The sequence below is a fragment of the Stackebrandtia sp. genome, assembly GCF_035643755.1.
GTDB lineage: Bacteria > Actinomycetota > Actinomycetes > Mycobacteriales > Micromonosporaceae > Stackebrandtia.
In genome coordinates this window covers 1-11,911 of record NZ_DASQPW010000231.1, presented here as the reverse complement: position 1 = coordinate 11,911, position 11,911 = coordinate 1, and the positions used below count along the sequence as shown (strand labels likewise).

12 protein-coding genes and 1 tRNA gene are annotated in these 11,911 nt (G+C 66.8%); all 13 read right to left on the bottom strand.

The window, feature by feature from the left end; translation table 11 throughout:
- Window positions 1–554, bottom strand: a 554-nt coding sequence (gene prs, locus VE172_RS18195; protein WP_324803381.1) for a ribose-phosphate diphosphokinase, incomplete at its 3' end; no start/stop codon positions are given.
- Window positions 555–676: 122 nt separating this feature from the next.
- Entirely contained in the window at window positions 677–2,092 is a 1,416-nt protein-coding gene (gene glmU, locus VE172_RS18190) for a bifunctional UDP-N-acetylglucosamine diphosphorylase/glucosamine-1-phosphate N-acetyltransferase GlmU (protein ID WP_324803380.1), read from the bottom strand.
- A gap of 109 nt (window positions 2,093–2,201) precedes the next feature.
- Window positions 2,202–2,272 (bottom strand) — tRNA-Gln (locus tag VE172_RS18185).
- Between the two features lie 95 nt (window positions 2,273–2,367).
- Window positions 2,368–2,775 (bottom strand): type II toxin-antitoxin system VapC family toxin, encoded by a 408-nt coding sequence (locus tag VE172_RS25510; RefSeq protein ID WP_349258446.1) that lies wholly within the window; start codon window positions 2,773–2,775, stop codon window positions 2,368–2,370.
- Between the two features lie 2 nt (window positions 2,776–2,777).
- On the bottom strand, window positions 2,778–3,005 hold the full coding sequence (locus VE172_RS18180; protein ID WP_324803379.1) for a CopG family transcriptional regulator: 228 nt from the start codon (window positions 3,003–3,005) through the stop codon (window positions 2,778–2,780).
- Between the two features lie 35 nt (window positions 3,006–3,040).
- Complete coding sequence (gene nuoN, locus VE172_RS18175) at window positions 3,041–4,615, bottom strand: NADH-quinone oxidoreductase subunit NuoN (protein WP_324803378.1); 1,575 nt, start codon at window positions 4,613–4,615, stop codon at window positions 3,041–3,043.
- Complete coding sequence (locus tag VE172_RS18170) at window positions 4,612–6,153, bottom strand: NADH-quinone oxidoreductase subunit M (protein WP_324803377.1); 1,542 nt, start codon at window positions 6,151–6,153, stop codon at window positions 4,612–4,614. The genes nuoN and VE172_RS18170 overlap by 4 nt, the downstream gene beginning before the upstream one ends.
- Window positions 6,150–8,066, bottom strand: coding sequence for an NADH-quinone oxidoreductase subunit L (gene nuoL / locus VE172_RS18165; RefSeq protein ID WP_324803376.1), 1,917 nt, complete (start codon window positions 8,064–8,066; stop codon window positions 6,150–6,152). Before nuoL ends, VE172_RS18170 begins: the two co-directional genes overlap by 4 nt.
- 12 nt (window positions 8,067–8,078) lie before the next feature.
- On the bottom strand, window positions 8,079–8,378 hold the full coding sequence (gene nuoK, locus VE172_RS18160) for an NADH-quinone oxidoreductase subunit NuoK (protein ID WP_324803375.1): 300 nt from the start codon (window positions 8,376–8,378) through the stop codon (window positions 8,079–8,081).
- Window positions 8,375–9,166 (bottom strand): NADH-quinone oxidoreductase subunit J, encoded by a 792-nt coding sequence (locus VE172_RS18155; protein ID WP_324803374.1) that lies wholly within the window; start codon window positions 9,164–9,166, stop codon window positions 8,375–8,377. Before VE172_RS18155 ends, nuoK begins: the two co-directional genes overlap by 4 nt.
- Window positions 9,167–9,169: 3 nt before the next feature.
- The gene (gene nuoI / locus VE172_RS18150; protein ID WP_324803373.1) at window positions 9,170–9,727 is read right to left on the bottom strand and encodes an NADH-quinone oxidoreductase subunit NuoI; all 558 of its coding nucleotides are present in this window, start codon (window positions 9,725–9,727) and stop codon (window positions 9,170–9,172) included.
- 5 nt (window positions 9,728–9,732) lie between these two features.
- Window positions 9,733–11,064 carry an NADH-quinone oxidoreductase subunit NuoH gene (nuoH, locus tag VE172_RS18145; protein WP_349258445.1) on the bottom strand — a complete coding sequence of 444 codons (1,332 nt, stop codon included), beginning with the start codon at window positions 11,062–11,064 and terminating at the stop codon, window positions 9,733–9,735.
- Between the two features lie 7 nt (window positions 11,065–11,071).
- Window positions 11,072–11,911: molybdopterin dinucleotide binding domain-containing protein (locus tag VE172_RS18140; protein WP_324803371.1), on the bottom strand; the 840-nt coding region annotated here is incomplete at its 5' end.

The following is an 11,911-nucleotide window of genomic DNA, read 5'->3' as shown; positions in this document are numbered from 1 at the left end:
GCCACCCGCACCCGGCCCGAATCCGGCGCCACCACCGCCAACGGACGCCCCGCGTAGCGCTCCTCCATATAGGACGCCAGTATCTCCATCGCGAACAGGTGATCGACCGGGCCATCGAAAAAACCCTGAATCTGCGCCGTGTGCAAATCGACCGTCAAGATCCGGTCCGCGCCCGCCGTCTTCAACAGATCCGCCACCAACCGCGCCGAGATCGGCTCCCGCCCGCGATGCTTCTTGTCCTGACGCGCGTACGGATAAAACGGCACCACCACCGTGATCCGCTTCGCCGAACCCCGCTTCAGCGCGTCCACCATGATCAGCGTCTCCATCACCCAGCGATTGATGGGCGCCGACATCGACTGCACCACGAAGGCGTCACAGCCGCGCACCGACTCCTGATAACGCACGAACAACTCGCCATTGGCGAAGGAGTACGCGTCGGTCGGCGTCGGCGCCACGCCCAGGTGCTCGCCAATCTCATCGGCCAGCTCGGGAAAAGCCCGGCCGGAGAACAACATCAGATTCTTCTGGTTGGCAGCCGAAATACTGGCCATCGCGGTGTCACCTTCGAGATCGCGGCCGGAAAAACGTGTCACCGCCAAGTCTCACCCGACAACCCGCCGCGCGCGGCCACTCGCCCCGCCAAATGTGTAATTGATCTCGCCAAAACCCTCAACTACTTGGACCTTTGGGCCGCTTCGTCCGTCTTCGTACCCGGACGCCGCTTCGCCACCCAACCCTGCGAATTGTGCTGCCTACCCCGCGCCACACCCAACGACCCCGACGGCACATCCTCCGCAATCGCGCTGCCCGCCGCCACATAGGATCCGTCGGCCACCGTCACCGGCGCCACCAGCACCGAATTCGAGCCCACGAACACCGCCTCACCGATGTCGGTGCGATGCTTCGCGACGCCGTCATAGTTCGCCACGATCGTGCCCGCGCCCAGATTCGCGTCCGCCCCGATCGACGCATCACCCACATAAGACAAATGCGGGACCTTGGCGCCCGAACCCACCGTGGAATTCTTCACCTCCACATAGGTGCCCGCCTTCGCCCCCTCCCCCAACACCGCGCCAGGACGCAGATACGCGAACGGGCCGACGGCGCAGCCCGCGCCCACCACGGCACCCACGCAATGCGCCCGCACCACGCTGGCACCCGCACCCACCGACGTATCCACCAGCGTCGAATCGGGGCCGACCTCGGCGTGCGACTCCACGACCGTGTCGCCACGCAACTGCACACCCGGACGCAGGGTCACGTCCGGCTCCAGCCGCACTGTCACATCCACCAACGTCGACGACGGATCGTCCATCGACACACCCGAACGCATCCACCCCCCATTCACCCGATCCCGCATGATCGCCTGCAACTGCGCCAACTGCGCGCGATCGTTGGCGCCCAGGGTGTCGTCCACATCCTCCGCGGTGTGGGTACCCACCGCACGACCCGCCCGACGCAACATGCCCAACACGTCCGTCAGGTACTCCTCCCCCTGATCGTTGTCCGACACCAGCTTCGACAACATCTCGCGCAGCGCACCCGCGTCGAACGCGTAGATACCCGAATTGATCTCGCGGATCGCCCGCTGCCCGGGCGACGCGTCCCGAAACTCCACAATCGACTCAAAGCCGCCGTCGGCGTCCCGCACGATCCGCCCCAACGCCGCGGGATCCGCCACCTCCGCCGTCAAGACCGTCGCGCTGTTGCCCGCCGCCTCGTGCGCCCCCATGAACGCCGCCAAGGTCTCCCGCCGCAACAAAGGAGTATCCCCGTACAGCACCACCACCGTGCCCGACAACTCCCCCAACGCATCCGCCGCCACCCGCACGGCATGCCCCGTCCCGCGCTGCTGCGCCTGCAACACCGTCGCCGCATACGGCGCGATCTCCGCCACGTGCGCCGACATCCGCTCCGCCTCGTGACCCACCACCACCATGGTGCGCCCCGCCCCCAGGGCCTCGGCCGCAAACAACACATGGCCCAACAACGACCGACCCAACATCGGCATCATGCACTTCGGCAGGCTCGACTTCATCCGCGTCCCCTGCCCCGCCGCCAACACGATCACCGTACGGTCAACACTCACCACGACACTCCTCGGCCACGACAACGAACACGGCACATCGTAACGACCGAAAGTTGAGAGACCGCTGGGAGCGGGGGAACGGTTTTGGGCCCCATGTCAACTGGAAGAGCTCCCGGGAGAGGATTCGAACCCCTATAAACGGCACCAAAAGCCGCGGTCCTGCCATTGGACGACCCGGGATCGCGGGCTCAATCCCTCACGAGGGCTCAAACCACAGCGCCGCTAAGGGTACCTTCCCCGGATTGACATTCGCCATCGACATACTGGATCCGTACCTATGGCTTGATGTCGAAGTAGTCGCAATGCGACGGTCTGACCACCGAGAAATGTCGACGGTCAACGGTCGCGACCTCCGTTGTCCCAATCCGTTCCGCCAATGCGACAACGGAGGCGTCGGCCGTTCCCAGTGGAAGGTTTCTATACCTGCTTGTCAATTGGGCGATGCGAAGCCATTCTGACGGCAGAACCGGCTCAATGGCGAAGTTTCCCGTCGCCAGGTCTCCGAGGAATCTCACCTCGGCCTCGGTCCCGAGGCGAGTCTGGACCAAGTAGGTGACCTCGGTGATTACTAGCATCGGGACATACAACGGCCCCGGATGAGTCTCCAACAATTCCCGGCACGCCGCGTGGTGTCGGTCGTCCGCATCCACGAGCGCGTACAACGGACCAGCGTCGACGACGATCGCTATGGCGCTGTCCCCACTTCGCTTCGAAGGATGTCCTCAATACGTTCGGAAATGTCATCCCGGCCGCTGCGCCCAGACCCCGCGGAGAGAAACTGACGCCGGCCGCCGCCCAGATATGCCTCAAGCGCTTCGCGATTCAGCTCGGCGATCGTTATGTGGCGGCGGGCCGCTTCGTGACGAAGTTTGGCGTCAAGGTCGTCAGGCAACTTGACAGTGGTGCGTCTCATGTATGCCAGCATACCCTTCGCGTGGCGCGGCCCGCCTACTTGGCCAGGAACGTCCCCGCGTTGTTCACGAGGTCCAGCAGCATCTGGGGCGCGACTCCCAACAGGACGGTCGCGGCGACGCCGATGGCGACGGCGGTTCCCGTGGCGAAGCTGGGCAGCGACACCGTGGGGGCGTCCTCGACGGGCTCGTTGAGCCACAACAGGACCACGACCTTCAGGTACGGGAAGGCCAGGATCACGCTGGACAGGACGCCGACGATGACCAGACCCGTCTGCCCGGCGCTGAGCGCCGAGGAGAACAGCTCGAATTTGGCGGCGAAGCCGCTGGTGAGCGGGATGCCAGCGAAGGCGAGCATGAGGAGGGTGAAGATGACGGCGAAGCGCGGGGAGCTCTTGGCCAGGCCCGCCCAGCGGGACAGGTGGGTGGCTTCGCCCTGGGAGTCGCGGACGAGGGTGACGATGGCGAAGGCGGCCAGGACCGTGAAGCCGTAGGCGGCGAGGTAGAACATGGTGGCGGCGACGGCCTGGTGGAGGGCGATGACGCCGACGAGGATGTATCCGGCGTTGGCGATCGAGGAGTAGGCCAGCAGGCGTTTGATGTCGGTCTGGGTGACGGCGAGGATCGCGCCGACGACCATGGTGGCGATGGCGATGGCGGTCAGGAGCGGTTGCCATTCCCATTGGAGGCTGGTGCGTCCGGGGTCGCCGGCGTTGCCGAAGGCGACGTTGAAGACGCGCAGCATGCCGCCGAAGGCCGCGACCTTGGTGCAGGCGGCCATGAGGGCGGTGATGGGGGTGGGTGCGCCGGTGTAGACGTCGGGGGTCCATACGTGGAATGGGACGGCGGCGGCCTTGAAGAGAAGGCCGACGGACAGCATGGCGAGCCCGCCGAGGAGCAGGACCTCGGAGTTGTCGGATTCGAGTACGGCGGTGTTGATGTCGGCGAGTTCGACGCTGCCGGCGAAGCCGTACAGCAGGGCGATGCCGTAGACAAAGAAGGCCGAGGCGAAGGCGCCGAGCAGGAAGTACTTCATGGCGGATTCCTGGGACAGCAGGCGGCGGCGCCGCGCGAGTCCACACAGGAGGTAGAGCGGGAGGGAGAAGACCTCCAGCGCCACGAACATGGTCAGGAGGTCTCCCGCGGTGCAGAACAGCATCATGCCGCCGATGGAGAACAGCGTCAGCGGGAAGACCTCGGTGGCGCCGGGTTCGCCGGACTGGTCGGCGTCGGCCTTGGAGTCGGCGGCGACGGCGGCGTGGGCGACGAAGGCTCCCCCGGCGGCGACGCGGCGTTCGGCGATCAGGAGCACGGCGATGATGCCGAGCACGGCGATGGTGCCGGTGAGGAAGAGTCCGGGGCCGTCGGTGATGACGGCGTCGACGCGGGTTCCGTCGTTGGTGGTGAACACGGGTGCGCTCTTGCCGATGTTGGGGAAGATCGCGATGATGGCCGCGACCAGCGCCAGCAGGGTGAGGGGCACCTGGACCTTGAAGCGGTGTGCGCGGGGCAGGAATCCCTCGGCGAGGATGCCGATGCACGCGGCGCCCAGCACGATGAGCAGCGGAAGCAGCGCCGTGTAGTCGATGTTGGGCAGTTGGACGTCGCTCATTTGGTCTTCTCTTCTCCCGTTGCTGCCGTGTTGGCGCCGGTGTTGGGGTCGTGGGCGCCGATGCTGGAGAGGGTGTGTTGGACGGCGGGGTTGATGACGTCGAGAACGGGTTGCGGGTAGAAGCCGAGGAAGAGGATCCCGGCGACCAGCGGCGCGACGACGAGCTTTTCGCGCAGGCTCAGGTCGCGTTTCATGCCCTTGACGTCGTTGAGTTTCACGTTGAGGGTGCCCTGCATGGTGCGTTGGTACATCCACAGCACGTAGCAGGCGGCGAGGATGACGCCGAGGACGGCGATCACCGCGACGGTCTTGTAGACGCTGAAGGTGCCCAGCAGGATCATGAACTCGGACACGAACGGCGAAGTGCCGGGCATGGCCAGGGAGGCGAGTCCGGCGATGAAGAAGGTCCCTGCCAGTAGTGGCAGCATCTTGCCGGCGCCGCCGAAGTCGGAGATGTCGCTGGAGCCGCGTCGGGAGGCGAGCATGCCCACGACGAGGAACAGCAGTCCGGTGGCGAGGCCGTGGTTGACCATGTAGAGCACGGCGCCCGAGGCGGATTGGGTGGTGAAGGCGAAGATGCCGATGCCGATGAATCCGAAGTGGGCGATGGAGGTGTAGGCGACGAGTCGGCGCAGGTCCTTTTGTCCGACCGCCAGCAGCGCCCCGTAGAGGACGCCGACGAGGGCGAGCGCGATCGCCAGTGGCGCGAAGGTGTGGCTGGCGTCGGGGAAGATGGGCAGGCAGTATCGCAGGATCGCGAAGGTGCCGATCTTGTCCATGACGCCGACGAGCAGCGCGGCGACCCCGGCGGGTGCGGCGCCGCCGGCGTCGGGGAGCCAGGTGTGGAACGGGAAGAACGGCGCCTTGATGGCGAAGGCGGCGAAGAAGCCGAGGAACAGCCAGTTTTGCAGGGTGCCCTGGTGGAGGGCGTATTTGGTGGTGAGGTCGTTCCAGTCGAGGTGGCCGCCGGTGGCGACCCACAGCCCGATGACGGCGGCCAGCAGCACCATTCCGCCCAGCAGGGAGTACAGGAAGAATTTGACGGCGGCGTATTGGCGGCGTTTGCCGCCGTAGGAGCCGATGAGGAAGTACATCGGCACGAGCATGACTTCGAAGAAGATGTAGAACAGCAGGACGTTGGTGGCCAGGAAGGTGCCGACCATGGTGGCCTGCAGGGCCAGGATGAGCGCGAAGAACGTGGGTACGTTGCGGCCGTTGGCGTCGTGCCAGGACGCGGCGATCACGATGGGGGTGAGTAGCGCGGTGAGCGCGACCATGACCAGGGCGATGCCGTCGACGCCGAAGGACAGGTTGAGGTTCCAGGACCGCACCCACACGTAGTTCTCGGCGAGTCGCATGTGGCCGGAGCCGTTGGCGTAGGCGATGCAGGCGATCACCGTGATGGCGGCGATCAGGAGGCTGAAGCCCAGGGAGATGGCCTTGGCCTGTTGGGGCTTGGCCTTGGGGACCGCGGCGGTTATCAGCGCGCCGATGAGGGGCACGACGATGAGCGCCGACAGGTATGGGAACGAGTTCACCCGAATGTCACCACCAACAAGGCCGCCACGACAATGACGGCGCCGGACAATATGGACAATGCGTAGCTTCGGACGAAGCCGGTCTGGGCGCGGCGCAGCCGGCCCGATCCGCCGCCGACGGCGGCGGCGAGGCCGTTGACGATGCCGTCGACGCCTCGGTTGTCGACCCACACCAGGGCGCGGGTGAGCAGTCGTCCGGGGAGTTCGAAGACCAGTTCGTTGAACCGGTCGGCGTAGAGGTTGGCGCGGGCGGCGCGCACGATCTGGGTGCGGGCGGGCCGCGGTTCCAGGGCGGTGCCGCGGGCGAACAGGGCCACGGCCAGTCCGACGCCGATGACGTCGGCGACGATCATCGCGATGGTGATGATGGTCGGCGACAGGTTGGCGGCGGCCTCGTGGTGGTCGCCGAACACGGGGGTGAGCCAGGTGACCACGGAGGTGGACATGAGGAACCCGGCGGCGACGGAGCCGCAGGCCAGCAGGATCAGCGGGATCGTCATGATGGGCGGCGATTCGTGCGGGTGCTCGATGTCGTCGGTCCAGCGTTTCTTGCCGTGGAAGGTCAGGACGAAAACGCGGGTCATGTAGAAGGCGGTGAGTCCGGCGCCGAGGAGGGCGGCGGAGCCGAAGAGCCAGCCCTGCCAGCCCTCGCGGCTGTTGAAGGCGGCCTCGACGATGGGGTCCTTGGTGAAGAAGCCGGACAGCGGCGGGATGCCGATGATGGCGAGGTATCCGAGGCCGAAGGTGGCCCAGGTGATCTTCATGTACTTCCACAGTCCGCCGAAGCGGCGGATGTTGACCTGGTCCTTCATGCCGTGCATGACGGAGCCGGCGCCGAGGAACAGCCCGGCCTTGAAGAAGCCGTGGGCGAGCAGGTGGATGATGCCCAGCGCGTAGGCGCCGCCGCCGAGCCCGACGCCGAGGAACATGTATCCGATCTGGGAGACGGTGGAGTAGGCCAGGACGCGTTTGATGTCGTCCTTGGCGCAGCCGATGATGCATCCGATGACGAGGGTGAGCGCGCCGATCGACACCACGACGGTCTGGGCGGTGGCGTTGGCGCTGAACACGGCGTGGGAGCGGGCGATGAGGTAGACCCCGGCGGTGACCATGGTGGCGGCGTGGATGAGGGCCGACACGGGGGTGGGGCCTTCCATGGCGTCGGGAAGCCAGGCCTGGAGCGGGAACTGGCCGCTCTTGCCGCAGGCGCCCAGCAGCAGGCACAGCCCGATGGCGAGGATGACGCCGGAGGCGACGTGGTGGCCGAGCGCGGAGTTGAAGACGGTCTGGAAGTCGGTGGAGCCCATGTAGGCGAACATGAGGAAGATCGCCACGAGGAATCCGGCGTCGCCGACGCGGTTCATGATGAACGCCTTCTTGCCCGCGGTGGCTGCCGAGGGTTTGGTGTACCAGAAGGAGATCAGCAGGTAGGACGCCAGGCCGACGCCTTCCCAGCCGATGAAGGTCATCACGTAGTTGTTGCCCAGCACCAAAAGGAGCATCGCGGCGACGAACAGGTTGAAGAACGCGAAGAAGCGGCGGCGTCCGGGGTCGTGTTCCATGTAGCCCACGGCGTAGACGTGGATGAGGAATCCGACGCCGGTGATGAGCAGGACGAACACGCTCGACAGCGGGTCCAGCAGCAGACTGAACTTGATGGTCAGTGAGCCGGAGCCGATGAACGTGAACAGGTTGACCACGGCGGACTTGTTGTCCTGTCCGGCCAGTTGGATCACGTAGGTGAGGCCGAGGGCGAAGGATGCGGCGATGGTGGCGCATCCGAGCCAGTGGCCCCACTTGTCGGCGCGGCGTCCCAGCAGGAACAGGATCGCCGCGCCCGCCAGCGGCAGGGCGATGAGCAGCCACAGGCCCGACAGCGCGCCGGTGGCTTGGGCGAATTCGATCTTCTCCACGTCCAAGTCCTCTTAGTACTTCAGCAGGTTCGCGTCGTCGACCGAGGCGGAGCGCCGCGATCTAAAGATCGACATGATGATGGCCAGTCCGATCACGACCTCGGCGGCGGCCACCACCATGACGAAGAACGCCATGATCTGGCCGTCGAGTCCGCCGTTGATGCGGGAGAACGTCACCAGGGTGAGGTTGCCGGCGTTGAGCATCAGCTCGATGCACATGAACACGACGATGGCGTTGCGGCGCACCAGGACGCCGACGGCGCCGATGGTGAACAGTGCCGCGGCCAGCACGAGGTAGTAGGTGGGTGTCATGTGTCCTTCAGTCCTTTGTCGGTGCCTTTCGGGGCGGCCTCGGCGGGCTCGAGTTCCCGCACCGGCACGACCGGCGAGATGGAGCGTTCGCTGACGGTGCCGTCGGGCAGCAGCGCCGGGGTGGCCACCGAGTCGGAGGTGGCGAACACGCCGGGCCCGGGCTTGGGGCCGGGGTAGTTGCCCTCGGCGAAGCGCAGCCGGGAGGTCTCCTTCTGGCCGACCTTGTCCTGTTTGCGGCGCTCGATGTGGGCCAGCACCATGGCGCCGACGGCGGCGGTGATGAGCAGCGCCGAGGTGACCTCGAAGGCGAACACGTACTTGGTGAACAGGGGGGCGGCGATGCCCTTGACGTTGCCGTTCTTGTTGGCGGCGTCGAGGCCGACGGCGGTGACGGCTCCGACGCCGCGGGCCAGGCCGGTGCACAGCAGGCCCGCCATGCCGACGCCCAGCAGGATCGCGGCGATGCGTTGCCCGCGTAGCGTTTCCAGTAGGGAGTCCTTGGAGTCGCGTCCCACGAGCATGATGACGAACAGGAACAGCATCATGATGGCGCCGGTGTACACGATGATCTGCACGAAGCCGATGAACGGTCCGGACTGGAGCATGTAGAACACGCCCAGCGACAGCATGGTGCAGGCCAGAAGCAGCGCCGAGTGGACGGCGCTTCGGGCCAGGACCATGCCGATGGCGCCGGCCAGGATGACGGGCGCCAGGATCCAGAAGGTGACGGCCTCTCCGGTGGTCACGGCGCCGGATGCGGCGACGTCGGCCAGGATGTGGGTGGGCATGGCTCAGGCCTCCTGCTCGGCGCGGGCTTCGGCGGAGGAGTATTCGCCGCCGACGGAGGTGCCGGGGTTGTCCAGCGCCTTGACGTAGTAGTCCTTTTCGGAGTCGCCCAGGCGCATCGGGTGCGGCGGCTGTTCCATGCCCTCCAGCAGGGGCGCCAGCAGCTGTTCCTTGGTGAAGATGAGGTCCTTGCGGTTGTCGGAGGCCAGCTCGTATTCGTTGCTCATGGTGAGCGAGCGGGTCGGGCAGGCCTCGATGCACAGTCCGCAGAAGATGCAGCGGGCATAGTTGATCTGGTAGTCACCGGCGTAACGTTCGCCGGGCGAGTAGCGGCCCGCGTCGGTGTTGGTGGCGCCCTCCACGAAGATGGCGTCGGCGGGGCAGGCCCAGGCGCACAGCTCGCAGCCGACGCACTTCTCCAGGCCGTCGGGGTGACGGTTGAGGATGTGGCGTCCGTGGTAGCGGGGCGCGGTGGGCTTGCGGACCTCGGGGTACTTCTCCGTCACCTGTTTCTTGAACATGTGGGCGAAGGTGACGCCGAAGCTCTTGGCGGTACCGAACATGATGCTCACTCCCCTTCCCGTGCGGCGACGGGTTCTCGGGTGGCTTCAAGGGTCTTGACGCCCGGCGACGGCGGGACCTCCAGCGACAGCGGGGGTACCGGGTAGCCGCCGAGCCCGGTGTCGGGTTCTGCTGGTGGCTTGTATTCCTTGCGGGTGGGCCAAAACAGCAGGGCCAGCAGCACCAGCAGTCCGACGCCGCCGATGACGGCGACCTTGGTGGACAGTCCCACCGCGTTGCGTCCGGCGTAGAAGCCGGCCAGCGCGACGATCCAGATCAGGTTGACCGGGACCAGCACCTTCCAGCCCAGCCGCATGAACTGGTCGTAGCGGAACCGGGGCAGGGTGCCGCGCAGCCACACGAAGCAGAACAGCAGCACGATGACCTTGGCGAAGAACCACAGCATCGGCCACCAGCCGGTGTTGGCGGCGGGCCACCAGCTGGCCGGGAACGGCGCCTGCCAGCCGCCCAGGAACAGGGTGGTGGCCATGGCGGACACGGTGACCATGTTGATGTATTCGGCCAGGAAGAACAGGGCGAACTTCAGGGACGAGTATTCGGTGTGGAAGCCGCCGACCAGTTCGCTTTCGGCCTCGGGGAGGTCGAAGGGCGCCCGGTTGGTCTCGCCGACCACGGAGATGCAGAAGATGATGAAGCTGGGCAGCAGCAGCAGGGCGTACCAGCCGGGGATGTGGAAGCTGGTGGAGCCGATGGTCATCGGCTGGCCGTGCTGCTGGGCGTCGACGATGCCGGAGGTCGACAGGGTCCCGGAGGTGAGGAACACCGCCACGATGGACAGTCCCATCGCGATCTCGTAGGAGATCACCTGGGCGGCGGCGCGCAGCGAACCCAGCAGCGAGTAGGTGGAGCCGGATGCCCAGCCGCCCAACACGATGCCGTACACGCCCAGCGCGGAGCACGACAGCACCAGCAGGACGCCGACCGGCAGGTCGGTGAGTTGCAGGGGCGTGTCGTACCCGAAGAGGTTGACCATGCCGCCCAGCGGGATCACCGAGAACGCGGTGATGGCGCAGGCCGCGGAGATCACCGGGGCCAGGATGAACACGATCTTGTCGGCGTCCTTGGGGATCAGGTCCTCTTTGAACGCCAGCTTCAGGCCGTCGGCGAGGCTTTGCAGCAGACCGAAGGGGCCGTTGCGGTTGGGGCCGGGGCGTACCTGCATCCAGGCGACGGCCTTGCGTTCGAACCAGATGGTCAGCAGGGTGAGCACGACCAGCAGGACGAAGATGACCACGGCCTTGATGAGCATCAGCCACCACGGGTCGTGGCCGAACAGTGCCAGGGTCTTGTCGGGGTTGCCCCGTGCCAGGATCGTCAAGGATGCGTCAGTCACGGTTGCCTCCGTTGTAGGTGGCGATCGAGACCGCGGCGCCCGCGGTCACACCAAGTCCTCTGTGTACGCCCGAGCCGGGCGAGTTGGACGGCAGCCACACCACGCCGTCGGGCATGTGGGTGACGGCCAGGGGCAGGGTAATGCCGCCGGTGGCGCTGGAGACGGTGACGGCCTGTCCGTCGTCGGCGCCGATGGAGCCCGCGGTGGCCGCCGACAGCCGCACCACCGGGGGGCGCGCGGTCCCGGCCAGGTGGGGGTTGTTGTCCTGGAGGGTTCCGGAGTCCAGCAGCATCCGCCAGGTCGACAGCAGGGCGTTGCCGGCGCCGGGGGTGTCGGGCAGGTCGGCCGAGACCATCGGCGCGGCGGCGCGGCCGTCCGGGACGGGGACCCCGGCCAGTTCGCCGCGCACCGCGCGCAGGCCCGACAGGCCGAGTTCGACGCCCATGGCCGCGGCGATGGCGTCCAGCACCTCGAAGTCGCTCATGAGGGACGAGTCGAGGGAGGCGTCGAAGGTGCGCAGCCGTCCCTCCCAGTTCAGGTAGGCGCCGCCCTTGTCGGACACCGGGGCGATGGGCAGCACCACGGCGGCCCGCCGGGTGACGGCGGTGTGGCGCTGCTCGATCGACACGATGAAGTTGGCGGTGTACAGGGCCGCCTCGGCCGCCGAGGGGTCGGGCAGGTCGAAGGGGTCGACGCCGGCGACGAGGAGGCCGCCGAGTTCGCCGTCGGCGGTGGCGCGCAGGATCTGGGCGGTTTCGCGTCCGGGCGCGCTCGGCAGGTCGTCGACCTCCCAGTAGTCGGCCACGGCGCGGCGGTCGGCGTCGCTGTCGGT